General features: G+C 72.5%; 25 protein-coding genes and 1 pseudogene. 7 read left to right on the forward strand and 19 right to left on the reverse strand.

Features of this window, described 5'->3' with window-relative positions; all coding sequences use genetic code 11:
- Nucleotides 1-212: 212 nt before the first annotated feature.
- The 3 genes from ACFWM7_RS17500 to ACFWM7_RS17510 all read left to right on the forward strand — a co-directional run bounded on the left by ACFWM7_RS17500 (nucleotide 213) and on the right by ACFWM7_RS17510 (nucleotide 2,527).
- A complete protein-coding gene (locus ACFWM7_RS17500; RefSeq protein ID WP_383261302.1) occupies nucleotides 213-1,781 on the forward strand; it encodes a DEAD/DEAH box helicase in 1,569 nt (522 codons plus the stop codon).
- Between the two features lie 130 nt (nucleotides 1,782-1,911).
- The gene (locus tag ACFWM7_RS17505) at nucleotides 1,912-2,250 is read left to right on the forward strand and encodes an SCO5918 family protein (protein WP_383261304.1); all 339 of its coding nucleotides are present in this window, start codon (nucleotides 1,912-1,914) and stop codon (nucleotides 2,248-2,250) included.
- Between the two features lie 64 nt (nucleotides 2,251-2,314).
- Nucleotides 2,315-2,527 (forward strand): hypothetical protein, encoded by a 213-nt coding sequence (locus tag ACFWM7_RS17510; RefSeq protein WP_383261308.1) that lies wholly within the window; start codon nucleotides 2,315-2,317, stop codon nucleotides 2,525-2,527.
- 65 nt (nucleotides 2,528-2,592) lie between these two features.
- Here the strand turns inward: ACFWM7_RS17510 and ACFWM7_RS17515 are convergent, their stop codons facing one another.
- Together ACFWM7_RS17515 and ACFWM7_RS17520 are read right to left on the reverse strand one after the other, a co-directional pair.
- The gene (locus ACFWM7_RS17515; protein WP_383261311.1) at nucleotides 2,593-3,681 is read right to left on the reverse strand and encodes an acyltransferase family protein; all 1,089 of its coding nucleotides are present in this window, start codon (nucleotides 3,679-3,681) and stop codon (nucleotides 2,593-2,595) included.
- A gap of 191 nt (nucleotides 3,682-3,872) precedes the next feature.
- Nucleotides 3,873-4,676 (reverse strand): annotated as a pseudogene (locus ACFWM7_RS17520) (MMPL family transporter); the annotation flags it as partial.
- A 70-nt stretch (nucleotides 4,677-4,746) separates the two neighbouring features.
- Between ACFWM7_RS17520 and ACFWM7_RS17525 the strand changes: the two are divergent.
- Both ACFWM7_RS17525 and ACFWM7_RS17530 read left to right on the forward strand, forming a co-directional pair.
- Complete coding sequence (locus ACFWM7_RS17525) at nucleotides 4,747-6,270, forward strand: alpha/beta hydrolase (RefSeq protein ID WP_383261314.1); 1,524 nt, start codon at nucleotides 4,747-4,749, stop codon at nucleotides 6,268-6,270.
- Between the two features lie 212 nt (nucleotides 6,271-6,482).
- Nucleotides 6,483-7,709: a cation:proton antiporter gene (locus ACFWM7_RS17530; RefSeq protein WP_383261317.1), complete on the forward strand. Its 1,227-nt coding sequence runs from the start codon at nucleotides 6,483-6,485 to the stop codon at nucleotides 7,707-7,709.
- A 53-nt stretch (nucleotides 7,710-7,762) separates the two neighbouring features.
- Here ACFWM7_RS17530 and ACFWM7_RS17535 read toward each other — a convergent pair whose 3' ends face one another.
- Nucleotides 7,763-8,203 carry a universal stress protein gene (locus tag ACFWM7_RS17535; protein WP_383261319.1) on the reverse strand — a complete coding sequence of 147 codons (441 nt, stop codon included), beginning with the start codon at nucleotides 8,201-8,203 and terminating at the stop codon, nucleotides 7,763-7,765.
- Nucleotide 8,204: 1 nt separating this feature from the next.
- On the reverse strand, nucleotides 8,205-9,722 hold the full coding sequence (locus ACFWM7_RS17540) for an APC family permease (RefSeq protein WP_383261325.1): 1,518 nt from the start codon (nucleotides 9,720-9,722) through the stop codon (nucleotides 8,205-8,207).
- A gap of 170 nt (nucleotides 9,723-9,892) precedes the next feature.
- Here ACFWM7_RS17540 and ACFWM7_RS17545 point away from each other — a divergent pair, with 170 nt between their 5' ends.
- On the forward strand, nucleotides 9,893-10,663 hold the full coding sequence (locus ACFWM7_RS17545) for a peptidoglycan recognition protein (protein ID WP_383261327.1): 771 nt from the start codon (nucleotides 9,893-9,895) through the stop codon (nucleotides 10,661-10,663).
- 21 nt (nucleotides 10,664-10,684) lie between these two features.
- Here ACFWM7_RS17545 and ACFWM7_RS17550 read toward each other — a convergent pair whose 3' ends face one another.
- The 14 genes from ACFWM7_RS17550 to ACFWM7_RS17615 all read right to left on the reverse strand — a co-directional run bounded on the left by ACFWM7_RS17550 (nucleotide 10,685) and on the right by ACFWM7_RS17615 (nucleotide 23,315).
- Nucleotides 10,685-11,050: a PH domain-containing protein gene (locus ACFWM7_RS17550; RefSeq protein WP_383261330.1), complete on the reverse strand. Its 366-nt coding sequence runs from the start codon at nucleotides 11,048-11,050 to the stop codon at nucleotides 10,685-10,687.
- 88 nt (nucleotides 11,051-11,138) lie between these two features.
- The gene (locus tag ACFWM7_RS17555; RefSeq protein WP_383261335.1) at nucleotides 11,139-13,100 is read right to left on the reverse strand and encodes an ABC transporter permease; all 1,962 of its coding nucleotides are present in this window, start codon (nucleotides 13,098-13,100) and stop codon (nucleotides 11,139-11,141) included.
- A 121-nt stretch (nucleotides 13,101-13,221) separates the two neighbouring features.
- Nucleotides 13,222-14,034 carry a molybdate ABC transporter substrate-binding protein gene (gene modA / locus ACFWM7_RS17560; RefSeq protein ID WP_383261339.1) on the reverse strand — a complete coding sequence of 271 codons (813 nt, stop codon included), beginning with the start codon at nucleotides 14,032-14,034 and terminating at the stop codon, nucleotides 13,222-13,224.
- A gap of 65 nt (nucleotides 14,035-14,099) precedes the next feature.
- The gene (locus ACFWM7_RS17565) at nucleotides 14,100-14,495 is read right to left on the reverse strand and encodes a molybdopterin-binding protein (protein ID WP_006126196.1); all 396 of its coding nucleotides are present in this window, start codon (nucleotides 14,493-14,495) and stop codon (nucleotides 14,100-14,102) included.
- Nucleotides 14,496-14,686: 191 nt separating this feature from the next.
- Nucleotides 14,687-15,490, reverse strand: a complete 804-nt coding sequence (locus ACFWM7_RS17570; RefSeq protein ID WP_383261343.1) for a VOC family protein — start codon at nucleotides 15,488-15,490, stop codon at nucleotides 14,687-14,689.
- 277 nt (nucleotides 15,491-15,767) lie between these two features.
- The gene (locus tag ACFWM7_RS17575) at nucleotides 15,768-15,968 is read right to left on the reverse strand and encodes a hypothetical protein (protein WP_383261349.1); all 201 of its coding nucleotides are present in this window, start codon (nucleotides 15,966-15,968) and stop codon (nucleotides 15,768-15,770) included.
- Between the two features lie 48 nt (nucleotides 15,969-16,016).
- Entirely contained in the window at nucleotides 16,017-16,961 is a 945-nt protein-coding gene (locus tag ACFWM7_RS17580) for a TerC family protein (RefSeq protein WP_383261352.1), read from the reverse strand.
- Between the two features lie 24 nt (nucleotides 16,962-16,985).
- A complete protein-coding gene (locus tag ACFWM7_RS17585; RefSeq protein WP_383261357.1) occupies nucleotides 16,986-17,801 on the reverse strand; it encodes an enoyl-CoA hydratase/isomerase family protein in 816 nt (271 codons plus the stop codon).
- A complete protein-coding gene (locus ACFWM7_RS17590) occupies nucleotides 17,798-18,925 on the reverse strand; it encodes a cytochrome P450 (protein ID WP_383261382.1) in 1,128 nt (375 codons plus the stop codon). The genes ACFWM7_RS17585 and ACFWM7_RS17590 overlap by 4 nt, the downstream gene beginning before the upstream one ends.
- A 269-nt stretch (nucleotides 18,926-19,194) precedes the next feature.
- Entirely contained in the window at nucleotides 19,195-20,604 is a 1,410-nt protein-coding gene (locus ACFWM7_RS17595) for a cytochrome P450 (protein WP_383261362.1), read from the reverse strand.
- A 66-nt stretch (nucleotides 20,605-20,670) separates the two neighbouring features.
- Nucleotides 20,671-21,261 carry an ATP/GTP-binding protein gene (locus ACFWM7_RS17600; protein ID WP_383261366.1) on the reverse strand — a complete coding sequence of 197 codons (591 nt, stop codon included), beginning with the start codon at nucleotides 21,259-21,261 and terminating at the stop codon, nucleotides 20,671-20,673.
- Nucleotides 21,236-21,610 (reverse strand): DUF742 domain-containing protein, encoded by a 375-nt coding sequence (locus ACFWM7_RS17605; RefSeq protein ID WP_383261370.1) that lies wholly within the window; start codon nucleotides 21,608-21,610, stop codon nucleotides 21,236-21,238. Before ACFWM7_RS17605 ends, ACFWM7_RS17600 begins: the two co-directional genes overlap by 26 nt.
- Complete coding sequence (locus tag ACFWM7_RS17610) at nucleotides 21,607-22,011, reverse strand: roadblock/LC7 domain-containing protein (protein ID WP_164614402.1); 405 nt, start codon at nucleotides 22,009-22,011, stop codon at nucleotides 21,607-21,609. Before ACFWM7_RS17610 ends, ACFWM7_RS17605 begins: the two co-directional genes overlap by 4 nt.
- Nucleotides 22,008-23,315: an ATP-binding protein gene (locus ACFWM7_RS17615; RefSeq protein ID WP_383261373.1), complete on the reverse strand. Its 1,308-nt coding sequence runs from the start codon at nucleotides 23,313-23,315 to the stop codon at nucleotides 22,008-22,010. The genes ACFWM7_RS17610 and ACFWM7_RS17615 overlap by 4 nt, the downstream gene beginning before the upstream one ends.
- Before the next feature lie 333 nt (nucleotides 23,316-23,648).
- On the opposite strand from ACFWM7_RS17615, the gene ACFWM7_RS17620 reads away from it, so the two are divergent.
- Complete coding sequence (locus ACFWM7_RS17620) at nucleotides 23,649-24,344, forward strand: alpha/beta hydrolase (protein ID WP_383261376.1); 696 nt, start codon at nucleotides 23,649-23,651, stop codon at nucleotides 24,342-24,344.
- 88 nt (nucleotides 24,345-24,432) lie between these two features.
- Here the strand turns inward: ACFWM7_RS17620 and ACFWM7_RS17625 are convergent, their stop codons facing one another.
- Nucleotides 24,433-25,488 (reverse strand): LacI family DNA-binding transcriptional regulator, encoded by a 1,056-nt coding sequence (locus ACFWM7_RS17625; RefSeq protein WP_383261379.1) that lies wholly within the window; start codon nucleotides 25,486-25,488, stop codon nucleotides 24,433-24,435.
- Between the last annotated feature and the right edge of the window lie 113 nt (nucleotides 25,489-25,601).

Raw genomic sequence — 25,601 nt, forward strand, 5'->3', positions numbered from 1 at the left:
ACCTTGGGGTGCGGGCCCCAGCTCGTTGTCGTTTCCGGGGCCCGCGCCGCGCGGCCCCCGACGGAGCCGCGTCCGGTGAACTGATTCCCGGCGGCCGAGCTTCGTTTTCTTTTGTCATTTCATCGGCTCGTTCTTGCGATTCTGGGTGCCGTTCACGGTCGCTTCCCGAAAAAGAATCCCTCGATACGTGCCCCATCGAGGAAGGGTTCTGAATGAACCGCGAACGCACACCCCGCTCGAACGACCGATTCTCCCGGACGCGATCCGGCGGCGCCCCCCGCTACTCCGGCGGTGGCGGCGGCGAGCGCCGGGCCGCGGGCTTCGGCGGCGGCCCCAAGCGGTCCGGCGGCTCGGGCCGCTCCGGTGGCTACGGCCGTCGCTCCGCCTCCGGCGTCAAGGGCGAGTTCGCCCTGCCGGTGACCGTCACCCCCGCGCTCCCCGCCGTCGAGACCTTCGGCGAGCTGGAGATGCCCGCACCGCTGAAGGCGGCGCTGGTCGCCGAGGGCATGACCGTGCCCTTCCCGATCCAGGCGGCCACCCTGCCGAACTCGCTGGCCGGCCGGGACGTCCTGGGCCGCGGCCGCACCGGCTCCGGCAAGACCCTCGCCTTCGGCCTCGCGCTGCTGGCCCGCACGGCCGGCCGCCGCGCCGACGCCAAGCGTCCGCTGGCCCTGGTCCTCGTTCCCACCCGGGAGCTGGCCCAGCAGGTCACCGACGCGCTCACCCCGTACGCCCGGTCGCTGAAGCTGCGCATCGCCACCGTCGTCGGCGGCATGTCCATCGGCCGCCAGGCGAGCGCGCTGCGCGGCGGCGCCGAGGTCGTCGTCGCCACCCCGGGCCGCCTCAAGGACCTCATCGAGCGCGGCGACTGCCGGCTGGACCGGGTCACCATCACCGTCCTCGACGAGGCCGACCAGATGGCCGACATGGGCTTCATGCCGCAGGTCACCGAGCTGCTCGACCAGGTGAACCCGGACGGGCAGCGGATGCTGTTCTCGGCCACCCTGGACCGCAACGTCGACCTGCTGGTGCGGACGTACCTGAAGGACCCGGTCGTGCACTCCGTCGACCCGGCCGCCGGCGCCGTCACGACGATGGAGCACCACGTCCTGTACGTCCAGGGCGCGGACAAGTACGCGACCACGACGGAGATCGCCGCCCGCGAGGGCAGCGTGATCATGTTCCTGGACACCAAGCACGCTGTGGACAAGCTCACCGACCACCTGCTGCACAGCGGGGTCCGGGCGGCGGCGCTGCACGGGGGCAAGTCCCAGCCGCAGCGCACCCGCACCCTGGAGCGGTTCAAGACCGGGCACGTCACGGTGCTGGTCGCCACCAACGTCGCGGCGCGCGGCATCCACGTCGACAACCTCGACCTGGTCGTCAACGTGGACCCGCCGAGCGACCACAAGGACTACCTGCACCGCGGCGGCCGTACCGCCCGGGCCGGGGAGTCCGGCAGCGTCGTCACGCTCGTGCTGCCCAACCAGCGCCGCGAGATGACCCGGCTGATGGCGGACGCCGGGATCACCCCGCAGATCGCCCAGGTCCGCTCCGGCGAGGCCGAGCTGAGCCGGATCACCGGTGCGCAGGCGCCCTCCGGCGTCCCGGTCGTCATCTCCGCCCCGGCCAAGGAGCGCTCCGGCCGCAGCGGCGGCGCGTTCATGGGCCGCGGCACCAAGCGCGGCGGCGGGGCCCCGGCCCGGCGCGGCCGTCCCGGGGTGCCGACGCCCGAGGAGCGGGTGGCCGCAGCGCAGCGCCGGAAGAACCGCGCGGCGTGACCCGTGCGGCCGGCGGTCCGCCGTCGGCCGCTCCTTACGCCCCTTGGCTGCTCCGTACGCCCCGGCCGCTCCGTACGCCCCTCCGTGCACTCGACACGTCCCCCGTGCACTCGATCCCTGTTGAGGAACCATGCGCTGTGTCATCGCCCGCTTCCCCTTCGATCTGTTCAAGAACGAGGTGGAGGACTCGATGAAGGGCATCAAGCCCGAACCCGTCACGGGCGACGCGGTGGTCATCAGCCGCCGGGTCTACCCCGTCAAGCAGGTGGGTGAAGTGATCACCCGGCAGGACCGCCGGGACTTCAGCTCCGCCGAGGTCGTCCGGGCGCTGTCCAAGCTCGGCTTCACCTGCCGTACCGCCGAGTCGGCCGTGCCCGCGCCGGCCCCCGCCCGTACCCCGCTGGAGACGGCCTCCGCGCTGCTGGGGACTCCGGCGGCCGCGGAAGAGCGCTCAGGCGACTCTCTGTAACAAGTGGCCGGACGCCCGGCGTCGGTCCCCGCCACGGGGCCCGGGGCCGACGAAGATCCCCTGCATGAAGAGGAAGCTGACCGCGTTAGGCGTGACGGTGGTGGCGTCGGTGCTGCCCGCCACCGCCGCCACCGCTGCCCACGCCGACGAGACGCACACCGGCTCCCACAACGGCCCGCAGGTGGCCCTGATCGCGACCGGCCAGATCGACGATCCGCTGGAGGACGTCCTGGAGCACGTCGCGGTGTTCGGCAGGACCGTCGTCATGGATCACTGAACCGGGTTGATCACTGACCCCGGCGGATCGCTGAACCTTTCCCCGCCTTCCGGCCGTTCGGCGTCTCAGGACGCCCGGGCGGCCGGTGGTTTCTGCCGGGCCCACGCCATGCGCGGCTCCAGCAGCGGGCGCAGCAGCCGCCGGACCGGGGGCGTGCAGAGCAGGGTGATGACGGCGATCGCGCCCAGGGTGACGGCGACCGTGCCCAGCGTGGTGTCGAAGAACGGGTCGTCGTAGAAGCCGCCGTACTTCAGGCCCCGGACGACGAAGCCGTGGAGCAGGTACCCGTACAGCGTGCAGGTGCCCAGCGCGGTCATCCAGCTCTTGCCCTTGGGCACCCAGGCGAGGAAGCACGCGCCCAGCACGACCGCGGCCACGAACAGCAGCACGGTGACGGTCGGTCCGGTCCACTCGGCCATGTCCAGCCGGTCGGTGCTGCTCTTGCGGTAGAACCACCCGGTGGACGTCCGGGGCACCAGCCAGTACGCCACGAGCAGCCCGAGGGCGAACACCGGCACCGAGACGACCCGCGCCCGGGTGGAGCGCAGCAGCTGGAAGTGTTCCGGGCGCAGCCGCAGGCCGAGGACGTAGAACGGCAGGAACTGCAGGATGCGCTGGATCTGAAGGGATCCGTCGGCGGCGGGTGACAGCGTCGCCAGGGCGGCGATGGCGAGGGAGACCAGCACCGGGAAGCGCACGGACTGCCAGAGGGGGGTGGACAGCCGCCAGAGGAACAGGGCGGGCAGGAACCACAGCAGCCAGTAGGGCGACAGCGGCGAGAGGGCGTAGTCCGGCTTGTCGGCCACCCGCTCGAAGAGTGTGTAGAGCACCTCGAACAGGACGTAGGGCACCAGGAGGCTGGTGACCAGCTTCCACACCCGGTCCGGCCGCAGCTCGAAGTTCCGCGAGAAGTAGCCCGCTATGAGGATGAAGACGGGCATGTGGAACGTGTAGATGAAGGTGTACGCGGCTTCCACGATGCGGCCGGAGGGCAGCGGCTCCCACGCGTGTCCGATCGCCACCAGAACGATCGCCAGGTACTTCGCGTTGTCGAAGAAGTGGTCCCGGCCGTCGGAAGGCGGCTTTCCGGTCTCCGGGGCGCCGGCAGCGGCGGCGGGACGCGGCTGCTCGGAGGCGAGGGGCAGCTGAGGCATCCTGACACCCTAGAGGGTGTCTGGACACCCTCAGAACGCGGAGGAGTTCCCTCCGACCACTGTGGCCCGCATCACCGGATCGAACCGGGCCAAGCCCCCTGCGTCACGCGCGTCCGGCCTGCGCGGGCGGTGGCTGCTCGCTCCCCTAGGCGTCCAGGTGCGGCAGGATCCGGTCCAGCGGGCCGGGGATCCGGCCGACGCTCCACCCGCTGCGCGTACCGGTACCGGCCGCCGGGCTGGGAGCCGTGCCCCGAGGCGGCCGCCGAGCCGGGCGCTGTGCCGTCCGCCGCGCCGCCCGCCCCCGCCTTGTCCGGGGCCGGTACGGTCTCCGCCACCGGTTTCCGTACCCGTAGCCGGTCGATGCGGCGGCCGATGAGGCCGAGCACCGCCGGTACGAGCGTGAGGGCGCCGGCCACCGCGGTGACGACGGTGACCGCCGCGACCAGGCCCAGTTTGCCGATGAACCCGATCCCGGAGACCCACAGCCCCGACAGCGCGATGATCACCGTGCAGCCGGAGAGCAGCACGGCGTGCCCGCTGGTGGCGGCGGCGTTCGCGGCGGCGGTCACCGGGTCCTGGCCGTCGACGAGGTTCTGCCGGTGCCGGATGACCAGGAAGAGGGCGTAGTCGACGCCGACGCCGATGCCGATCATCGTGGCGAGCGTCGGGGAGACGGTCGCGAAGGTCGCGGCGGCGGCGAACAGGCCGAGCAGCGCGAGCCCGCACAGGGCGCAGACCAGGGCGGTGACGAGCGGGAGCACGGCGGCCAGCAGGCTGCCGAAGCCGATCAGCCGGACCACGATCGCCACGCCGAAGGTGAGCGGCTTGTCGGCGTCGTGCAGGACGGCTTGGGCGCTGTAGCGGCCCGCCGCATTCAACGGCTCCGGCCGTCGCCCGGCACGCCGGTGCGGGGAACGGGTGACGTGGGGGCCCGGGGGACGGTCCGGGGGCCGCCCGAGGAACGGTCCCGGGGGGCCGCCCGAGCGCGGGGCCGGGGGGTGTCCCCACCTCGGTCCACCGGGCTCCCTCATGGGCAGTGGGCCCCCGCTCGACCAGGCTGTTCCCATGACGACTTGGACCCGTAAGGCCTTACTCCTCACCGTCTCCGCCGCCGCCGCCGCGGCCGGGACGCTCACCGCCGTCGGCGCGCCCGTCGCGCACAGCCGCCCGGCGGGGCCCGCCACGCCCCCGATCGCCTGGGGGCCCTGCGCACCGATCCCGGGAACGCCCGTCCCCGCCGGACAGCAGTGCGCCACGCTCCGCGTCCCCCTGGACTACCGCGCCCCCGGCGGGCGCACCGTCGACCTGGCCGTCACCCGGCTGCGCACCGACCGGCCCGAGGCCCGGCGCGGCACTCTGCTGGTGCTCGCCGGCGGACCCGGCGGGTCGGGGGTGCAGCGCCTCGCGCAGAAGGGCGAGGCGCTGCGGGCGGCGACCGAGGGGGCGTACGACCTGGTCAGCCTGGACCCGCGCGGGGTCGGCGGCTCCACCCGGGCCGGCTGCGGGATCCCCGAGGCGGACCGGCACCTGGTGACGCTGCGGGCCTACCCCGCGGCGGACGGCTCGATCACGGAGAACATCGCACGCGCCCGCCGCACCGCCGAGGCGTGCGCCCGCGACGGCGGTCCGGTGGTGCGGTCCTTCAGTACGCGGAACCAGGCCCGCGACATCGACCGGCTGCGCGCCGCGCTGGGCGAGCGGAAACTGTCCGTCTGGGGCCACTCGTACGGCAGTTACGCCGCGGCCGTGTACGCGCAGGAGCACCCGGACCGGGTCGACCGGCTGGTCCTGGACAGCGTCGGCGACCCGGACCCGGCGCGGGTGGAGTACGGCTGGATGACGAACGTGAGCTCGGCCGTCGCCCTCCGCTTCCCCGACTTCGCGGCCTGGGCGGCGGACCCCGCCCGGGAGGCGGAAGGGCTGCGGCTGGCCCGGCGCGCCGAGGACGTCCAGCCGCTCTTCCTCGACCTGGCCCGGGAGTTGGACCACGCTCCGAAGGAGTCGGCCACCCCCGGTGTCCCGCTGACCGGTAACCGGCTGCGGCAGGCGCTCCAGAGCGCCCTGAACAGCGATACGGCGTTCGCCCCGCTGGCCAGGCTGATCCGGTCGGCGCAGGACCCGGCGGGCCGCCCGGTGCTGCCGCCGGAGCTCGCGGGCGCGCTGCCGGACGAAGACGCGTCTCTGACGATGGCGGTCGTCTGCAACGACGTGCGCTGGCCGGGGCCGGACTCCGGGTACGCCCGCCGGGTCGCCGCCGACCGGGCGCGGTATCAGCTGACCGCCGGGATGCCCGCGAACATGTCCCCGTGCGCCTTCTGGAAGTACGACGAGGAGCCGCGGCCCACCCGGATCACCGACGAGGGCCCCTCGAACGTCCTGATGATCCAGAGCCTGCGTGACCCGGCCACCCCGCTGGCGGGGGCCCGGAAGATGCGGGCGGCGCTCGGTGAGCGGGCCAGGATGGTGACCGTCGGGCAGGGCGGGCACGGGATGTACCTGGGCAACGGCAACGCCTGCGGCGACCGGGCCGTCAGCGACTTCCTGGTCACCGGGAAGCGCCCCGGCCGGGACACCCACTGCCCGAACTGAGCGGGACACCCTCTGCCCGGTCCGAGCAGGCCGCCCACTGCCCGGTCCGAGCAGGGCACCCTCTGCCGGGTCCGAGCAGGGCACCCTCTGCCCGGTCCGAGCAGGGCACCCTCTGCCGGGTCCGAGCAAGGCACCCTCTGCCCCAACCGAGCGGCCTTCCCCAGGGGTGTCATAGCGGGTGATTCCGGGATGCTCCTTGCTATACACGAGCAATGGAGCACCCGGGAACCCTCGTCCTGATCATGGCCCTGGCGGTTCTCGCCCCGCTGCTCGGCTACGCGACCGGGCGGTGGCTGCCGGTCCCCGTCGTCATCTTCGAGATCGTGCTCGGGATCCTGGTCGGGCCCGATGTGCTCGGCTGGGCCCATCACGACCGGGTCATCGACACCCTGTCCGACCTCGGGCTCTCGATGCTGATCTTCCTGGCGGGGTACGAGGTCCGGTTCGCCGAGGTCCGCGGCGACACGCTGCGCCGGGCCGGCGGGACCTGGGTGCTGTCGTTCGCCGCCGGGCTCGGCGTCGCCCTGCTGCTGAGCGGGGCGGACCTGGCGAAGAGCCTGGTCATCGGCACCGCGCTGACCAGCACCGCACTGGGCGCGGTGCTGCCGATCCTGCGGGACGCGGGGCGTCTTGAGGGGCGGTTCGGGTCGGTGGTGATGGCGTTCGGGTCGGTGGGGGAGTTCGGGCCGATCATCGCGATGGCCCTGCTGTTCAGCGGCCGCAGCCCGGGTGCGGCGAGCGTGGTGCTGGCCGTGTTCGCGGTCCTCACGGCCGGCGCGGTGTTCTGGGCGATGCGGCCCAGGCCGCCGTGGTTCGCCCGGATCATCGCCGTGACCCTGCACTCCAGCGGCCAGTTCGCCGTCCGCTTCGTGATGCTTTTGCTGGCCGGGATGCTGGGGCTCGCCCATGTCTTCGGCCTGGACACCCTGCTCGGCGCGTTCGCGGCGGGGATGCTGACCCGGCTCGTCCTCCAGGGGTCGGTGCCCGAGCGCAGCGACGCGATCCTGGAGCGGGTCGAGGCGATGGGCTTCGGCTTCCTCGTGCCGTTCTTCTACATCGTCACGGGCATTGACTTCGACCTCGCGGCGCTCCTGGACGGCGGACGTCCGCTGCTGCTCCTGCCGGTCTTCCTGCTGCTGTTCCTGCTGGTGCGCGGGGTTCCGGCGTATCTGCTGGCCCCGCGTGATCTGACCGGGCGCGCCCCGCGGTCCGCGCTCGGTCTGTTCGCGTCCACCTGTCTGCCGCTGGTGGTCGCGATCACCACGATCGGCCTGGACGAGAAGGTGATCGGGGCGGGGGAGGCCGCCGCCCTGGTCGGCGCCGCGATGGTGTCGGTGCTGGTGTTCCCGCTGCTGGCGTTCCGGCTGCTGCGCGGGGAGGAGGGCGGCGGCGGCAGGTCCGTGCCGGGGCGCGCGGCGGAGAGCGGGGAGGCGTGGTGACCCGGCCGTTCTCCGGCTGAGGCTGACCGCCGGGCCCTCGTGACCCGGCGGTCTTACGGCTGCGGCCGCGCCGGGCCCTCCTCCGTCGGTACGCACAGCACCGGGACCGCCGACATGTGCAGCAGCTTGTGCGGGGTCGAGCCCAGCAGGGCCCCGCGCATCGGGCTCTCGCCCCAGGTGCCGACGACGATGACCCGGGCCCCGTGCCGTTCGGCGGCGTCCAGCAGGGCCGGCGCCGGCTTCTCGTCGAGCACCTCGACCGTGGCCCGCACGCCCGCCTCTTCGGCCGCCGTGAGCGCGTGCTCCAGGCCGGTGCGCCCGGCCTGCCGGATCGCGTCGTAGTGGCTGCGGTATTCGGCCCCGTCGCGCAGGCCCGGGGCCGCGGCCCCGTAGACGAGGACCAGGTCCTCCCCGTACGCCGCCGCCACCTCGATGGCGATGCGCAGGGCGCGGGCGGCGCCGGGGGACTCGTCGTAACCGAGGACGACCGACATCTCAACGCCCCTTCCCGCCACCGGGCTTCATCACCGTCTCGTGCACCAGGTCCGGGTCGGCGACCCCCGGCCGCTCCTGCCAGAACACCGCGTCGCGCAGCCGCCAGGCCACCATGAGGACCACGCCGACGAGGGAGATCACGATGCCGATCACGAGCGGCGGCCCGAGCCCGAACCACGAGGTGCCGCTGTAGGAGTTGGCCGGGTCGGACATGTCGATGACCGAGCGGACCAGCAGCCAGGTCAGCAGCCCGGCGCCGACCACCGGACCGAGGCCGATGAGCAGGAAGTTGCGCACGCTCTCGGTGAGATGACGCCGGTAGTAGACGGCGCAGGCCACCCCGGTGAGCGCGTAGTAGAAGGCGATCAGCAGGGACAGTGCGGTGAGGGAGTCGAAGAGGGCGTTGGTGGAGATCTGGTTGACCACCAGATACCAGGCGATGGCGATACCGGCGACCCACCACGTACCGACGTCCGGGGTACGGAACCGGGGGCTGATGTGCCCGAAGTGCCGCGGCAGCGCCTGCCGGCGGGCCATGGACAGGGCGGTTCGGGACGCCGGGATGATCGTCGTCTGGGTGGAGGCGATCGCGGAGGTGGCCACCGCCAGCAGCAGGACCCAGTCCCAGCCGCCCAGGACGTCCCCGGCGAGCTGGGCGAAGATGAACTCCTCCTCGCCCGCGTTCTCCGCCAGGAACGCCGTTCCCGCGAAGGCGACGACCGCGATGGCGACCGACAGGTAGGTCACCAGGAGCACGACGGTGGACCACAGGCCCGCCCTGCCCGGGGCGCTCGCCGAGTCCTCGGTCTCCTCGGTGAGGTTGACCGCGGACTCCCAGCCCCAGTAGATGAACACCCCGAGCAGCAGCCCGCCGGTCAGCGCGGCCCCGCCCGCGCCGAACGGGTCCAGCCATCCGAACGACGGCTCGATCGAGTCGAAGCCGGTCGTGCCCGCGTACACCCGGTAGAGCGCCACCGCGACGAAGACCAGCAGGAATGCGATCTGGAGGAGGATCAGGACGTTCTGCACCTTGGCCGACAGCTCGGTGCCGATGACGCAGAGCCCGGTCATCACGATGATCAGCAGCACGGTGAGGAACTGGCGCGCGAAGTCGTTCTCGACCCAGCCGTCCAGACCCACCGCCAGCAGCGTGAAGCTCACCGCCACATCGGCCAGCGAGCCCACCACCAGGACGCCGGTCATGGTGATCGCCCAGCCGCCCAGCCAGCCCGCCCACGGGCCCATCGCCCGGGTCACCCAGGAGAACGTCGTACCGCAGTCCTGGTCCACTTTGTTCAGGTAGTAGAACGCCGAGGCGATCAGCAGCATCGGCACGAACGAGGCGAACATGACGCCCGGGGCGTAGATCCCCACCAGGGCGACGATCGGACCGATGACGGCGGCCAGCGAGTACGCCGGGGAGGTCGCGTTCAGGCCGATGACAAGGGCGTCGACGAACCCGATCGCGTTCGGCTTGAGGCCGACATCCGGTTGGTCCCGCACACGGTCGTGGGCCATGGTTCCTCGATCCGCCGGGCACCCCCGCCGGGAGCGGGCGATGATCCGGGTTTCATCGTAAGGAGACCCGGCGAAGCCCGCATTTCCGGGGGAAAGGCCCCGACCGGTGGGGGTCACCCGAACAGCCCGCTCCTCTGCGAAGCCGGAGGTCAGGGCGCAGGGTGGAGTCCATGTGGTCCCGCCGACTCGTCCTGGGCGTTCTGGTCCTGCCCCTGGCCCTCCTGGTGTTCGGGGACGGCCCGGCGTTCCACGCGCCGGACAAGGAACTGGCCACCGGACCCCGCCCGCCGCGCGGGCTCCCGCAGCCGGCCGTCGTCAGCCGCCGGGACTGGCACGCGGACGAGGAGCTGGTGCGGGAGGGGCCGCACTACACCGGTGCGGCGCGGGCGGTCTTCGTCCACCACACCGGCAACCCCAACGACTACGACTGCGCGGACGCCCCCGACCTGATCCGGGCCGTCCAGCGCGACCACATCCGGCAGGACGGCTGGGACGACATCGGCTACAACTTCCTCGTCGACCGCTGCGGCACCGTCTACGAGGGCCGGGCCGGCGGGGTCGGCCGCTCGGTGCTCGGCGCGCACACCAAGGGGTTCAACGCCGACACGGTCGGCATCGCGGCGATCGGCAACTTCGGCGAGGGGGCCGAGGTGCCGAAGCCGATGATGGACGCGCTGGTGAAGCTCGCCGCCTGGAAGCTGCGGCCCGGGGCGGACCCGCTGGGCAGCGTCGACCTGGTCTCGACGAACGACGAGAGCCGCTTCGACGAGGGCCAGGTGGCCCGGCTGCACGTGATCTCCGGCCACCGCGACAGCTTCGAGACCCGCTGCCCCGGCGACGCGCTCTACGCGCTGCTGCCCGAACTGCGGGAGCGCGCCGCGAAGCTGCGCGCCGCCGTCCCCGGGCATTCGGCGGCGGCCCGGCTGCGCCCGTCCTTCTGACCCCGACCGGCCTCGGGGTGACTACCGGGCGACGAACTGCGTGAGTATCGCCTGCACCTCGTAGATGTCGACGCCCTTGGTGAACGTCTTCTGGAGCGGGGTCGGACTGCCCGAGATCCAGATCTTCAGCTCGGCGTCGAGATCGAACGTCCCGGCCGTCTCCACGGCGAAGTGCGTGATGCTGCGGTACGGCACGGAGTGGTACTCGGTCTTCTTGCCGGTGATGCCCTGCTTGTCGACGAGGACGAGCCGCCGGTCCGTGAACAGGATGGTGTCGCGGATCAGCAGGAACGCGGCGTGCACCTGCTCGCCCTGCCCGAGCAGCCGGGCGTAGTCCTGCTGGGCGGTGGCCGGATTGATCGTGTGGGCGTTGCCGAACAGTGCCATGAGGTCCCCGTCTCTCGGTCGTCGTACGTACAGAAGTACGCGCCGGCGGGGACGATGGTTCCCCCGCGCCCCGGGCCCGGCTCCCCGGTTACAGCGGTACGACCGTCGCCTCGGTCGCCTTCACGCTGGTCCAGACGGTGCTTCCGTCGGCGATCCCCAGTTCGGCGGCGGCCCCCGGGGTGATCTCCGCGACCAGGTCCGGGGCCTTCGCCGAGGTGATCAGCAGCCGCAGCCGGCTGCCGCCCGAGGTGATCTCGCGGATCGTGCCGGGCCAGACGTTGCGCGGGGAGCCGGTGGGCCGCTCCCGGTGTACGGAGACGGCTTCCGGCGCGATGACCGCCAGCGCGTCCGTGCCCGCCGGGAGGGGCTCGGCGACGACGAGGTGGCCGCCGCCCTCCAGCGCCAGGCCGTCGGCCGTGGCGGTGCCGGGCCAGGCGTTGCGGCCCAGCATCCGGGCCACCCACGGGGAGCGCGGGTGCCGGGTGACCTCGGCGGGTGGCTCGTCCTGGAGGGCCCGGCCGTCCTCCAGCACCAGGACCCGGTCGGCCAGCGAGACCGCCTCGACCGGGTCGTGGGTGACGATCAGGCAGACCCCGCCGAAGTCCGCGAGGTGCCCGCGCAGGGTGTGCCGCACCCGGGCCCGGGTGGTCTGGTCGAGGGCGGCGAGCGGTTCGTCCAGCAGCAGGAGGCGCGGGCGGGCGGCGAGCGCGCGGGCCAGGGCGACCCGCTGGGCCTGGCCGCCGGAGAGCTGGGCGGGACTGCGGTGGGCGAGGTGGCCCACCCCGAGCCGGTCCAGCCAGCCCTGGGCCTCGCGCCGGGCCTCGGCGCGGGGCACGCCGTGGGCGCGGAGCCCGTACGCCGTGTTGGACAGGGCGTTCAGGTGTGGGAAGAGCGCCCCGTCCTGGGGAACCCAGGCGACGCCCCGGCGGTGCGGGGGGAGGGCGGTGACGTCGCTGTCGCCGAGGCGCAGGGCGGCGTGCGCGCGGGGGGTGAGGCCGAGGAGGGCCCGCAGGAGCGTCGTCTTGCCCGCGCCGTTGGGGCCGACCACCGCGATGGTGGTGCCGGGGCCCGCGTCCAGGGTGAGGCGGGTGAAGCCGGTGACGTCGGCGTGCAGGGGCCAGGGCTCGGGTGGGGTCTTCGCGAGCAGGTCGGCGGATGGTTCGGGGAGCGGGGCCGGGGCCGGGTCCGCCGGCTCCTCCGGGCGGGCCGCCGCCGCACGGCTCGCGAGGTCCCGGTGGTCGCCCGGGGTGCCGGTCCAGCGGCCCCGCAGTGCGATCAGGACGGTCATCGCGATGGCCAGGAGCAGCAGCGACACGGAGGTGGCGGCCTCCGGCGAGTCCTGGAGCAGCAGATAGACCTGGAGCGGCAGGGTCTGCGTGGTACCGGGGAGGTTCCCGGCGAAGGTGATGGTCGCGCCGAACTCGCCGAGCGCCCGCGCCCAGGTGAGGGCGGCCCCGGCGATCAGCCCGGGGGCGACCATCGGCAGCGTCACGGTGAGGAACACCCGGACCGGCGAGGCCCCCAGGGAGGCCGCGGTCTCCTCGTACCGGGGGCGCAGTCCGCCGAGCGCGCCCTCCAGCGAGATGACCAGGAACGGCATCGCGACGAACGTCGCCGCGAGCACGGCCCCCGAGGTGTGGAAGGGGAGCGTGACGCCGAAGGTGTCCTCCAGCCAAGGGCCCAGCAGCCCGCGCCGTCCGAACGCCAGCAGCAGCGCGACGCCGCCGACCGTGGGCGGCAGCACCATCGGCAGCAGCACCAGCGAGCGCACGAACGCCTTGCCGGGGAACGGCACCCGGGCCAGCAGCCAGGCCAGCGGCACGCCGAACAGCAGCGAGAGGCCCAGCGACCAGAGCGAGACGACCAGCGAGAGCCGCAGCGCCTCGGTGGTGGCCTCGGCGGTGAGGTGGTCGCCGAGTTCGCCCCAGGAGGTACGGGCCAGGATGCCGACGAGCGGCAGCATCAGGAACGCCACGGCCAGCAGGGCGGGCACCGTCAGCAGCAGGGGGGCGCGGACCCCGGGCGTACGGCGGGGAACCGGTCGTTTCATGGGTGACCTCGTCGGGCTGGGGCCAGGCGTCGCCCGGCAGGCGGCGGTGTGACGGCAGACCCTGGGTGAGCGGAACCCGGCAGGCCCGTAGGACGGTACGGGCTGCCGGGAGCGGTTGCGGTTACGGCTGCTGGAAGCCCGCGCCCTGGAGGATCTTCTGCGCGGCGGGCGTGGAGAGCCAGGCGACGAACGCGGCGGCGGCCTCGCTGTGCTTCGACGTCTTCAGCGTGGCGGCCGGGTAGGAGGCGATGGCGTTCTCCGCGTCCGGGATCTCGATCGCGTCGACCTTGTCGGTGGCGGTCGCGGCGTCGGTCTTGTAGACGAGCCCGGCGTCCGCCTCGCCCAGCTCGACCTTGCTCAGGACCGCGCGGACGTTGGGCTCCTGGGAGACCGGCTTCACCTCGATCTTCTGCGCGTCGAGGATCTGCTCGCTGTAGCGGCCCACCGGCACCTCGGGGGCGGCCAGGACGACCTTCAGCTTCGGGTCGGCGAGGTCCTTGAGGTTCTCGACCTTCTCCGGGTTGCCCTCACCGGTGGCGATGACGAGGCGGTTCCTGGCGATGACGGTGGGCTTCCCGGTGTCGCCGGAGAGGCCGTCCATCGTCTTGGTGTCGGCGGTGACCAGCGCGTCGGCGGGGGCGCCCTGCCTGACCTGGGCGGCCAGCTCCTGGGAGCCCGCGAAGGAGAACGTCACCTTCGTGCCGGGGTTCTCCTTCTCGTACGCGGCCCCCGCCTCCTTGAAGACGTCCGTCAGGGAGGACGCGGCGAGCACGGTCAGGTCGGCCTTCGGGGCGCCGGACGCGGTCTCCGAGGCGCCGCCCGTGCTCTTGTCCTTCGCGCCGGAGTCCTCGCTGCCGCAGGCGGCGAGCGGGACGAGGAGGGCGGTGGTCAGGACGGCGGCGGCCGCGCGGCGGCGGGTGAGCAGGAGAGACATGAGGGTGAGGCTCCTTGGATGCGGGTGCGTACCCGCGGATGCGGTACGGATGCACGGGGCGGGGCTCAGGTGCGGTCGATGTGCACGCTGGTCGACTTCACGCGGGCGGTCGCCTGCATGCCGACCTCCAGGCCCAGCTCCTCCACCGCTTCCCGGGTCAGGAGCGAGACGAGCCGGTGCGGCCCGGCCTGGATCTCGACCTGGGCCGCGACGTCGCCGAGTTTCACCGCGGTGACGATGCCCGGGAACGCGTTGCGGGCCGAGGTGTAGGGGGCCTCGTCCTCGCCGCCCGCACCCTGGCCGACCTCGATCGAGAAGGCGGCCAGCGCGCGGCCGTCGATGAGACGGCGGCCGGCCTCGTCGCGATGGGTCGCGACCCGGCCGGCGTCCGCCCAGCGGCGGGCGGTGTCGGGGCTGACCCCGAGAAGTCGTGCTGCCTGGCCGATTGTGTAGGACTGCATGTGCGACACGCTAGGCCAACTGGAGTCGCATGTGCCATTCTCTGAACGATGCTCCACCGCAGATGCGAGGCTCGTCGGAGGAAGCTACGGACGCCCCCGGAGCCCCGGGAGGGGGGCGCGGCGGGCAGACGAAAGGGCCGCGCCGGTTTCCCGGTCGCGGCCCCCGTCGGCGGCTGACGGTCCGGGTCGGCTCAGGCCGCCGGACTCATCCCCGGCATCTCGCCCTCGGTGGTGGTCACGTCGATCACGGAGAACGAAGCGCCCTGCGGGTCGGCGATCGCCGCGAACCGGCCGAACGGGCTGTCCATCGGCCCGAACTGCAGCACCGCGCCGCGCTCGGTCGCCTTCGCCACCGCCGCGTCGCAGTCCGGTACGGAGAAGTACACGTTCAGGAACGAGGGCAGGTCGGGCGGGAAGTCCTGGTCCATCACCATTCGGCCGAGCACCGGCTGCCCCTGGACCTCGAAGACGGCGAAGTCCATCGTCGCCTCGTCCATCCTCTGTTCCGTGTACGGGAAGACCGCCGGGTAGAACGTGTCCACGGCCTTCGCGTCCCGGGTGAAGACCTCGCCCCAGCAGTACCCGCCGGGCGCTCCCATCTCCGTCTCGAACCCCTCGTGGGTGTTCGCCTGCCAGATGCCGAAGACCGCGCCGCCGGGGTCGCGGGCCAGCGCCATCGTGCCGAACGCGCCGACCTCCATCGGCTCCACCAGCACCTCGCCGCCGTGTTCCCGGACCTTCGCGACGGTCGCGGCGGTGTCCTGGGACGCGAGGTACAGGCACCACGCCGAGGGGTTGCCCTCCTCGCCGGGCATGGGCGGCGAGACGGCGGCGGCCGCTCTGCCGTCCACGTACGCCTGCGTGTAGTGCCCGAACTCCGGCAGGCTCTCGCCGAACGTCCAGCCGAGCACATCCGCGTAGAAGCTCTTGGCGCCCTCGATGTCGGCGAACATGGCGTCCGCCCAGCACGGGGTGCCCTCGGGTTGTACAGCCATGGGGCGCCGGTCCTTCCCGGGAATCCTGTCGTCGGCCCCACCCCGCAGGGCCCACGCTAGTCAGCCGGGGGCCGGTCCGCGCGTCGGCGGACCGGCCCGGGTGGACTTCGGGCCTCTCGTTTGGATCATGTCGGGCTCGCGTGCCCCGGCACGCGCATCTGCGGCGTTGTCGTCAATCACCAACGCTCCGCGTTGCCTCAATCCTCCGCCTTGCAGCTGCACGCACCGGACCCCGCTCCCTGATCCGACCTGATCCAAACGAAAGGCCCTAGGGACATCAGGGACGTGAGCGGTGCCGGGCGGGCCGTTCCTCGCGGGCGTGATCCGCGCAGTCGGGGTTCTCGCAGGGGCCCGCGCGCCATACCGGGACGAAGATCCCGAGGGACTTGTGGCGGTGGATCTCGGAGGGGACGGGCTGTTTGCAGGTCGGGCACATGAAAGCGGCCCGCTGGTGGAGGTCACGCTTTTTGCTGTCCATTTACCCACGATAGGCGGGCCCTGATATTTTGGAAAGTCTTGGTCTCTGCTATTCCTCTTCTTTACTCGGCTGACGGCGCATGCTGAGCGTCACCGACACCGCCAGAATGACGACGATCACCGCCAGGCTGATCGGCGAGGGAATCTCCGGGATCGAGGTGCTGATCATCTTGTGGCAGGCCTGGAGGACGAGCTTGACCGCGATGAAGGCGAGGATGACCGCCAGCCCGTGGCTCAGGTAGTGGAACCGGTCCAGCAGCCCCGCCAGCAGGAAGTACAGGGCCCGCAGCCCCAGGATCGCGAAGGCGTTGCTGGTGTAGACGATGAACAGGTCGTCGCTGACCGCGAGCACCGCCGGCACGCTGTCGACCGCGAAGATGAGGTCGGCCGCCTCGATCGCGGCGACCACCGCGAGCAGCGGGGTGGCGATGCGCCGCCCCTCCTTGTGGACGACGAAATGCGTGCCGGAATACTCGTCCTGGACCGGCATGACCTTCCGCAGCGCCCGCACCGCGAAGCTCTTGCCCGGGTCGAAATTCTCCTCCTGGCCGCTGAGGATTTTGTAGCTGCTGTAGAAAAGGATCGCGGCGAAGAGGAACAGGACGAACGTGAAGCGGTTCACCACCGCGACACCGGCGGTCAGGAAGAGCGCCCGGAACACCAGGGCGCCGATGACCCCGTAGAAAAGCACCCGGTGCTGATACTCCCGGGGCACCTTGAAATACGCGAAGATCAGCGCGAAGACGAAGAGGTTGTCGACCGAGAGGCTCTTCTCCAGCAGCCAGGCCGTCGTGTACTCCGTCCCGGCGGTCGTCCCCAGCGTCAGGAAGACGACCCCGCCGAAGATCAGCGCGAGACCCACCCACAGGGCGCTCCACAGCCCGGCTTCCTTGAAGCCGATGACATGCGCCTTGCGGTGCGCCAGGAGGTCGACCGTCAGCGAGACGATGACGGTCACGACGAACACGATCCACAGCCACACCGGTACGTCCACGCCGGATACCTCCCACTCGGGTTTTTACGAGTGTGACCCGCCCGACCCGTTGCCGCCCGCCGGGGAGCGCCGGGTGGCGGCCGCGACCGAGGCCATCAGCTCCCCGTCGAGGAACGAGGGGTCGGCCAGCCGGGTGGCGGCGGCGTAGGAGTTCAGCAGCGCCTTGGTGACCCGCAGCGCGGCCTCCGGGCGGCGCACCACCGGCTTCGCCCAGGCGGCGACCGCGTCGTCCAGCTCCGCATCGGGCACCACCCGCTGGAGCACGGACAGCTCGCGGGCCTCGGCGGCCCCGAAGGCCCGGCCGGTCAGGATCAGCTCGCGGACCCGGGCCGCGCCCACCTCGTGGATCAGCCGGGGCAGCAGCCCGCCCCAGGCGGTCGGCAGCCCGAGCGCCAGCTCCGGCAGCCGGAAGGAGGCGTTCTCCGCGCCGACCCGCAGATCGCAGGCGAGGGCCAGGGCGAACCCCGCGCCGACCGCCTTGCCCCGCACCCGGGCGATGGTCACCGCCCGGCCGCCGGAGAGCGCCTCGCAGACCCGGCGGGCCTTCTCCCCGGCGACCCGGATGCCCCGGCCCCTCGGGTCCTCCTCCAGCCACTGGCCGAACTCGGTGCGGTCCCCGCCCAGGCAGAAGTCGTCCCCCGCCCCGCTGAGCACCAGCACCCGCACCTCCGGGTCCGGGACGGCGACGACGTCCAGCAGCTCGTCGAGCATCGCCTCGGTCACCGCGTTCCCGGTCTCGGGCGCGTTCAGCTCCACGTGCAGGACGGCGCCCTCGCGCCGGGTGCGTACCGTCGTGGGGCGGTCGTTCGAGGTCAGGAAGTCGGGCAGCGAGAGCTTCACAGCGCCACACCCAGCGAGGTGATCCGCCGGAAGACCATCCGGGAGGCGTACACCGGTGGCGATACCGTACGCAGGGTGGGGAAACGGTCCAGCATCCGTGCCAGCAGGGTCCGCGCCTCCAGCTTGGCGAGCGCCGCGCCCAGGCAGTAGTGCACCCCGCCGCCGAAGGTGAGGTGGCTGCCGCCGCGCAGGATGTCGAAGCCGCCCGGGTCCGGGTTCCGCCGCGGATCGTGGTTGGCCGCTCCGTACAGGACGTGGATCATGCTGTCCTTCTTGATCGGGACGCCGGCCAGAACGGTGTCCTCGGCGGCGATCCGGGTGTTGATGTGGATGGGCGGGTCGTAGCGCAGCACCTCGTCGACGGCCGCGTCGATATGCTCCGGGTGCTCCCGCAGCCACGCCCACCGGCCGGGCTCGGTCAGCAGGGCGGTCATCGAGGAGAGCAGCGTCGCGGTGGTCTCCAGCGAGGCGATCGTGACGAACATGGTGAGCCGGTAGAGGATCTCGTCCGCCCGCTTCCGGTCCGGCTCCATCGCGTCCCAGGTGTGGATCCAGCCGGTCAGCACGTCGTGGCGGGGCTCGGCGCGGCGACGGGCGACCAGCCCGGTGAAGTAGGCGCGCAGCGCCAGGGTCGCCTCGGCGGAGACGGCGAGCTGCGACTTGGTGGGCAGCAGTTCCTGGGCGAAGACCTGGTTGTGGGTGATCTCCAGGATGTGCGGATAGTCCTCGGGCGGTATCCCCAGCCAGGAGCCGACGGTGCTGACGGGCAGCTGCTCGCTGACCGTGGAGACGAAGTCCGCCTCGCCCCAGCGGAGCTTCTCCGCCAGCTCGTCCAGCAGCCGGTCGGCGTCGCGCTTGACCTCGGGGGCGAGGCGTTCGATGGTGGACCGGTCGAAGAGGTTGCCGAGCGAGCGGCGCTGGCAGGTGTGCTCGGGGGCGTTGAGCCGGGCGAGGGTGGTGGTCATCTCCCGGGTCGCGATCGCGTCCCACTGCTTGGAGTCGTCCTGCCGCTCCTGCCAGGCGAGGTCGGGGGCGAGCCAGTTACGGCCCCGGAGCACCTGGCTGCAGGCGTCGAAGCCGGTGACGAAGTAGCCGTTCCACGGAGCGCGGACGACGTCACCCATCGTCCGCAGCTCCGCGAGTATTCCGTACGGATCGGCCTGGCCTTCCGGGCAATTGAGTCTGCGGAGCAGACCGATGACCGCGCGCCGACCGTCCGGGGTCCTGTCTGTACCGCCAGTGATGCTCACGCAGAGTTCCTCGACCTAGGCCCATGGTTACCGACCTGAACCTACCCCTCCGGATATCCGCGCCAAGCATCGATCTCTGTTGCCCCCGTCACATGCAATCGTCACAAATGCCCGTTGTCATACGTGAATTGTCGGCCCGTGAGTCATACGCGGAACACGTCGAGGAACGAACTCCACCAGCCCTTCTGCTTCTTGGCGGGCTCGGGTGCGTGACGGGGCGTCACCGGCGGTGCGGAGGAGGCGTTCCGGTACGGGTCGGGGAGCTGGGCCGAGGTCTGCGCCGGCGGCTGCGCCCCGGGGCCCGTACGCCGTGCGGCCGTCGGCGTGAACCGTACGGGCAGCGCGATCAGGGCCCGGTGGAAGGGGCCCGGCCGCCAGGCCACGCCCGAGGCGGGCACGGCCAGCGAGAGGTCCGGGACGGTGTTGAGGATCTTCTCGATCGCGGTCAGCGCGATCAGCGTCGCGGGCGACTTGGCCGGGCACACGTGCGGGCCCGCCCCCCAGGCCAGATGCGCGCCCTTGCTCAGGGTCTGGCGGGCGTCGGTGAGCCCCGGGTCGCTGTTCGCGGCGGCGAAGCTGATCAGCACCGGGGTCTCCGCCTTCAGCACCACCCCGTCCAGCTCGATGTCCCGCACCGGGTAGTGCGTGGCGTAGTTGGCGATCGGCGGGTTGTTCCACAGGACGTCGTCCAGCGCGTCCTCGACGAGCATCCCCGAACCGCGCCGCTCGGGCGCGCCCGGCTGCTCGCCGGCGAGCATCAGCAGCAGCGCGTTGCCGATCAGGTTGCGCTCCGGCTCCACGCCCGCGCCCATCAGCATGACCAGCTGGTCCTTCAGCTCCTCGTCCCGCAGCCCGGCCGGGTGCTGGATCAGCCAGGAGGTGATGTCCTCGCCGGGCTGGCGGCGCTTGATCGCGACCAGCTCCATCAGGCACTCGGTCAGCTCGGCGTTGGCGCGGAGCACGTCCTCGCCGTCGAAGATCGCCGACATCGAGCGGGTCAGCCGGTCGCCGATGTCGCCGGGGCAGCCGAAGAGCTGGTTGAACAGGAGCAGCGGCAGGAGCTTGGCGTACTCGTTGAGCAGGTCGGCGGTGCCGCGCTCGATGAACTGGTCGATCAGGTAGTCGGCGATCCGCTCGACGTCCCGGCTCAGCCGGCTGCTGTTGAGCCGGGCCAGCGACTCGGTGACCGCCTTGCGCAGCCGCAGGTGCTCCGCGCCGTCGGTGAACAGGCAGTTGGGCCGGTAGATCATCATCGGCAGAACCGGGCTGTCCATCGGCACGGCGCCCTCGCGCAGCGCGGCCCAGCGCCGCGAATCCCGGGCGAACAGCGCCGGGTTCTGGAGCACCCGCAGCGCCGCCTCGTGCTGAACGATCAGCGTGGCGTCCACCCCGGGGGCCAGCTCGATGGGCGCGGCGGGGCCGTGGGTGCGGGCCGCGTCGTAGAAGCGGTGCGGATCGGCGGCGAACTCCGGTCCGTACAGCGACGTCTGCTGCTGGTGCATCGGGCACCCGGCGGGGGCGCTGTACGGGGTGGCTCCCGGCTGCGGGTCCATGGCGGCTTCCTCGATGTGATCGCGGGGCCGTCGAAGGCCCCGGCTTCCGGATTCGTTGGGGGTACGTCAGGCCGCGCGCGCCAGAAGGTGGCGGACCAGCGTGATCAGGGCCTGCGCGGAGGACCTCTGGTCCCGGGCGTCGCAGAAGACGACCGGGGTGTCCGGCAGCAGGTCGAGCGCCTCGCGCAGTTCGTCCTCGGCGTGCTGCGAGTACGGGTCGAAGCTGTTGACGGCGACCGCGTACTCCAGCCCGTACGTCTCGACGAGGTCGATGACCGGGAACGTGTCGGCGAGCCGCGCCGGGTCGACCAGGAGCAGCGCCCCCAGCGAACCGCGCGCCATGTCCTCCCACAGCTCCACGAACCGCTGCTGCCCCGGCGTACCGAACAGGTAGAGCACCAGCTCGTCGCTGAGGGTGAGCCGCCCGAAGTCCAGGGCGACCGTCGTCGTCTTCTTGTCGGGCGCCCCGCGCAGATCGTCGACCTGGGCCGCGGCCTGGGTCATCCGCTCCTCGGTGCGCAGCGGGGTGATCTCGGACAGCGTGCCGATCAGTGTCGTCTTGCCCACCGCGAAGTGCCCGACGACGAGGATCTTCGCCGCGCGCTGCACCGCGTCCGGCACATAGATGCTCTCAGCCGAACCGGACTTGGAGTCCATGCAACACCTCTTCGAGGATCTTCCTGTCAACGAGCTGGGCCGGCGGCGGCGCCTTGCGGCGCAGCAGGTGTCCCTGCTGGTGTAAATCCTGGAGCAGCAGACGGGCCACCCCGACCGGCAGGCCGAGGTGGCCGGCGACCTCGGCCACCGACAGATAGCCGCCGGAGCACAGTTCCCAGATCGCCCTGACCTCGGGGCTGGGGCTCGGCGGCGGCTGGCTCTCGGGGGCGAGGGTGACCAGGGTGACGAGGGAGAGATCCTCCGCGTCGGGCAGTCCCCGCCCGCCGGTGATGACGTAGGACCGGACGAACCCGCTGCTGACCTGCTGCTCCTCGCCCGGCGCCGTCATATCTCGCTGTCCGCGTGTCGGCGGGGCGGGGTGGTCATCGCCTTCCCCAGCGCGGTGACCTGCTGCTGCATCCGGAAGGACATCGCCTCCATGTCCACGTCGGCGGCGGCGGTGGCGGCGAGGTAGGCGCCGGTGCCCGCGGCGATGAGGAAGATCCAGCCGTCCTCGTACTCCAGGAGGGTCTGCCGCCACCTGCCCGGGTCACGGGTTCCGATGAAGGGGGCGACGGCCCGGCTGAGGGACTGCATGGAGCTCATGGCCGCGGCGACGGTCTCCGCGTCGTCCCGGCCGATCTCGCTGGAGTTGGCGAGCAGCAGACCGTCGGCGGACACCAGGATCGCGTGCCGGGCGCCGGGTACCTGGAGCAGGTCGTTGAGCACCCAGGACAGATCGGGGTTCACTGGAACTCGGGTCCTTCCGTCGTCGTCGTGTCGCGTCCGGACCGGGTGCCGCGCTGGAACGCGCCGAGTCGGGAGGCGGTCTCCTCGTTGCTGCGCACGGGCTGCGGTTCGGCCGAGGGCACCGCGGCGACCGGGCTCTTGCGACGACGCTTCGGCAGCCCCCCGGCGGTGGTGGTGATCTGGGCCAGCGGCTGGGTGGCGGTGTCCGGCTGGGGGGTGGGCGGGAAGAGCGGGGTGGGCGCGGGGGCCTGCGGCTGGGGCTGGTTCTGGGCCTGGCTGTGATTCTGGGCGTGCGCGTGGTTCTGGGCCTGAGCCTGGGCCTGCCACTGGTCCGGCTGGCGGCCCTGCGGCGCCGGGGCGAGCGCCGCTTCGGCCTCGCCCGGCGCGGCGGCGGGCGGCGCCTCGGTGGTGAGCAGTTCGTCGGGGATGAGGACCACCGCGCGTACGCCTCCATAGGGGGAAACGGAGTCCACCGAGACCCGGAAGCCGTAACGGGCGGCGAGCATCCCGGAGACGGCGAACCCGAACTGCGGCGGAATACCGAGGCTGGAGACGCTGATCGCGGCCTGGGGCGAGAGGAGGGCCGCGGCGCGGTCCTTCTCCTCCTGGCCCATGCCGAGACCGGCGTCGTCGACGATGAGGCAGACGCCCGTCGGCACGGCCTGGATGTTGATCTCGACCGGGGTGCCGGGGGCGGAGTAGTTCGTGGCGTTGGCGAGCAGCTCGGCGAGGACCACGGCGACCGGTTCGACGGCGCGGCTGACGACGGAGAAGTTCACCTGGCCGTTGACCCGGACCCGGTCGAAGTGCCGGATACGGCCCTGGGCGCTGCGGGCCACGTCGAAGACGGAGGCCACGGTCTCGCGCCGGCCGAGCCAGCCGCCGCAGAGCACGGCGATGCCCTGGGCGCGGCGGCCGAACTGGCTGTTGGCGTGGTCCATGGCCATCAGATCGGCGAGGATCCCGGGATCGTCGCCGTACTTGCGCTGGGCCTTCTCGATCACGACCTGCTGCTCGTCGGCGAGGCCCTGGAGGGTGCGGACGGCGGCCTTGAGGACGGCCTTCGTCTCCTCCTCGGCGTCCTTGCGGACCTCCGCGAGCTCGGCGGACTGACGCTGGAGCAGCGTGTTGTGGACGACGTGGAGTTCGTCCCGCTGGTGCAGGAGGGCGTCGCGCTCCTGGCGCAGCTCGGCGTGGTTTCGGCGCAGCTTGACGTTGGTCGCGCGAGCGCGCAGAACGGCACCCACGGCGACCAGGGCTACGACAACCAGCGCCCAGATGACGGGGCCCTGTGGAAATGTCATGAGACTCACTTCAAGTGCCATGGCGGAAACGGCTTGACACCCCGTCAGGCGGCACGCAGCCAGGGCTCGTTCGCCACGACCGTGCGCCGCTTCGGGAGGTGCCCCTCCGAAGGTGGGGCCGAGGAATCCATTCCTCCCGGAATGCCCCCATACGCCATCAGCCCACTGGAAGTAAGATGATCTTATCACCGGCCGCACGAGGAAATGTCAAGGCCGCCACGCCCGCTGCCACTTGACGCAGAATGTTCACGTTGCGGAGATGTGGAGGAGGGGGTTCCGGCTCGACTCCCTTCATGCATTCGGGAGTTGGGGGCTGGGGGGAGGGTGGTTGGGGTGGCTGGGCCGGGAGCGGCGGTGCTGGTGCACGGGCTGTACCACCGACCGGAACACTTCGACCCGGTGGCCGACGGGCTGCGGGCCGCGGGCGTCGACGTGGTCGTACCGGGATTGCACCGGGGGTCGCTGGCCGCCGACACGGAGGCCGTGCAGGACGCAGTCGACGCGCTCGCCCAGGCGTACGGGAGGCCTCCGGTCGTCCTCGGCCACTCCTACGGCGGCTCGGTGATCACCGGTCTGCGCGGAGCGGCACACCTGGTCTACCTGGCCGCCTTCGTACCGGACGCCGGTGAGAGCGCGGCGGGACTGGGCGGGGCCTCCGCAAAGCTGCGGGCGGCCGTCGTGCCCGGTGGTCCGGACGGGGCCACCTCGCTCCACCCGGGGCGGGCCGCCGACGTCCTCTACGCCGACTGCCCCAAGGGCGCGGCCTCCCGTGCGGTGGAGCTGTTGCGGCCGCAGGCGCCCGGGTGCGGCCGCGGGATCCCGGAGCGGCAGGCCTGGAAGGACACCGGGTCGACGTACGTCGTCTGCGCGCTGGACCGGGCGATCGACCCCGGGCTGCAGCGGAGTATGGCCGCGCGCTGCGGATCCGTCCGGGTATGGCGGACGGGTCACTCGCCCTTCGTCTCACGGCCCGGGCTGGTCGTCGATCTCGTACGGGAACGGATCACCGGCCCTTCGGCGGACGGCTGAGCTCGTCGGCGGGGGCGCTGTGCGACGCCGACGCTGACGTCGCCGCTGTTGCCGCCGTCGCCGCTGTTGCTGTCGTTTCTGCCGTTGCTCAGGAGGTGCCGGTGGATGCGCGGGTCTCCAGGGACCAGGGGTGGCGGCGGACGGTGTCGGGGGCCGTGCGGTCCGCGAGGATGTCGCAGAGCAGCTCGGCGCAGGCGCGGCCGTACGCGGCGGGGCGCAGGTCGACGGCGGTGACGGGCGGCTCGGCGCCCCGGGTGGCGGTGCCGTCGACGCAGGACGCGACGAGCAGGCCGGTGCCGCTGGCCCTCGCGTTTTCGGGAGGCCCTGTGGCTGCGCCGCCTCCGCCGGTGGTGCCGACCTCGCGGCCGAGGGCCGCCGCCGCGCGCAGGACGCCCGGGGCGGATCCGTCCGGGGCGCAGATCACGGCGTCGACGGCCGGGTCGGCGGTGAGCAGCGCCCGGGTGGTCGCCTCGGCCTCCGCCGGGGTCGCGGCGAAGGGCACGGTGCGCAGCGCCACCTCCACCCCGTGGGCCCGCCCCCAGGACCGGGCCGTCGCGCGCAGGGCGGTCGCCCAGGCGGAGGAGCCGGACGGGGCCAGGAGCGCGGGGCGGCGGGCGCCGCGTTCGGTGACATGGTCGAGGAGGGCGGTCAGCGAGGCGGCGTTGTCGCAGACCACGGCGCCGCTGGGGCCGGTGGCCGGGCCGAGGTAGCGCTCGCCGGTCACCACCGGGACGCCCGCGTCGAGCAGCCCGGGCACCGCGCTGTCGCCGGGCTCGGGGTCGATCACCAGCAGCCCGTCGACGCGCGAGGCGATCCGCCCGCCCGCCGCGCCCGAGGGGGCGAGCAGCACCATGTCGAGCCCGTCCTCCTGGGCGCGCTCCACCGCACCGAAAGCGAGATTCATGTAGTAGTCCAGCCGGGTCGCGGTGGCCGGCAGATGCAGGCCCACTGCCCCGGTGCTGGCGCGACGCAGCCGCCGGGCGGCGCTGTTGGGGCGGTAGCCGAGATCCTCCGCCACCGCGCGGACCCGGTCCCGGGTGGCTTCCGCGACCCGCCCCGAGCCCTGGAGGGCGTCCGAGACGGTGCTCTTGGAGACCCCGGCGGCGCGGGCTACGTCGAGCAGGGTCACGGTCCGGGAGGTCACGGGGGTGAAGTCTAGACGCTGGCCGACAGGCAGGCCGGAGGGTTGCCGGCACGGTCCGGCCGGGGTAGGTTAGTCGGGGCCGGCCGGACCGTTCGGCGCCCGCGCCAGCCCCC

Source organism: Streptomyces sp. NPDC058375 (assembly GCF_042723425.1).
Taxonomy (GTDB): domain Bacteria; phylum Actinomycetota; class Actinomycetes; order Streptomycetales; family Streptomycetaceae; genus Streptomyces; species Streptomyces durocortorensis.

Excerpts from the sequence above, each read along its gene's own strand:
- ACFWM7_RS17590 (WP_383261382.1), bottom strand. The coding sequence starts at position 18,925 with ATGGGTGACGTCGTCCGCGCTCCGTGGAACGGCTACTTCGTCACCGGC.
- ACFWM7_RS17595 (WP_383261362.1), bottom strand. The coding sequence starts at position 20,604 with ATGGACCCGCAGCCGGGAGCCACCCCGTACAGCGCCCCCGCCGGGTGC.
- ACFWM7_RS17500 (WP_383261302.1), top strand. The coding sequence starts at position 213 with ATGAACCGCGAACGCACACCCCGCTCGAACGACCGATTCTCCCGGACG.
- ACFWM7_RS17570 (WP_383261343.1), bottom strand. The coding sequence starts at position 15,490 with ATGGCTGTACAACCCGAGGGCACCCCGTGCTGGGCGGACGCCATGTTC.
- ACFWM7_RS17605 (WP_383261370.1), bottom strand. The coding sequence starts at position 21,610 with ATGACGGCGCCGGGCGAGGAGCAGCAGGTCAGCAGCGGGTTCGTCCGG.
- ACFWM7_RS17540 (WP_383261325.1), bottom strand. The coding sequence starts at position 9,722 with ATGGCCCACGACCGTGTGCGGGACCAACCGGATGTCGGCCTCAAGCCG.
- ACFWM7_RS17530 (WP_383261317.1), top strand. The coding sequence starts at position 6,483 with ATGGAGCACCCGGGAACCCTCGTCCTGATCATGGCCCTGGCGGTTCTC.
- modA (WP_383261339.1), bottom strand. The coding sequence starts at position 14,034 with ATGTCTCTCCTGCTCACCCGCCGCCGCGCGGCCGCCGCCGTCCTGACC.
- ACFWM7_RS17535 (WP_383261319.1), bottom strand. The coding sequence starts at position 8,203 with ATGTCGGTCGTCCTCGGTTACGACGAGTCCCCCGGCGCCGCCCGCGCC.
- ACFWM7_RS17555 (WP_383261335.1), bottom strand. The coding sequence starts at position 13,100 with ATGAAACGACCGGTTCCCCGCCGTACGCCCGGGGTCCGCGCCCCCCTG.
- ACFWM7_RS17545 (WP_383261327.1), top strand. The coding sequence starts at position 9,893 with ATGTGGTCCCGCCGACTCGTCCTGGGCGTTCTGGTCCTGCCCCTGGCC.
- ACFWM7_RS17550 (WP_383261330.1), bottom strand. The coding sequence starts at position 11,050 with ATGGCACTGTTCGGCAACGCCCACACGATCAATCCGGCCACCGCCCAG.
- ACFWM7_RS17505 (WP_383261304.1), top strand. The coding sequence starts at position 1,912 with ATGCGCTGTGTCATCGCCCGCTTCCCCTTCGATCTGTTCAAGAACGAG.
- ACFWM7_RS17565 (WP_006126196.1), bottom strand. The coding sequence starts at position 14,495 with ATGCAGTCCTACACAATCGGCCAGGCAGCACGACTTCTCGGGGTCAGC.
- ACFWM7_RS17510 (WP_383261308.1), top strand. The coding sequence starts at position 2,315 with ATGAAGAGGAAGCTGACCGCGTTAGGCGTGACGGTGGTGGCGTCGGTG.
- ACFWM7_RS17615 (WP_383261373.1), bottom strand. The coding sequence starts at position 23,315 with ATGACATTTCCACAGGGCCCCGTCATCTGGGCGCTGGTTGTCGTAGCC.
- ACFWM7_RS17525 (WP_383261314.1), top strand. The coding sequence starts at position 4,747 with ATGACGACTTGGACCCGTAAGGCCTTACTCCTCACCGTCTCCGCCGCC.
- ACFWM7_RS17600 (WP_383261366.1), bottom strand. The coding sequence starts at position 21,261 with ATGGACTCCAAGTCCGGTTCGGCTGAGAGCATCTATGTGCCGGACGCG.
- ACFWM7_RS17515 (WP_383261311.1), bottom strand. The coding sequence starts at position 3,681 with ATGCCTCAGCTGCCCCTCGCCTCCGAGCAGCCGCGTCCCGCCGCCGCT.
- ACFWM7_RS17575 (WP_383261349.1), bottom strand. The coding sequence starts at position 15,968 with ATGGACAGCAAAAAGCGTGACCTCCACCAGCGGGCCGCTTTCATGTGC.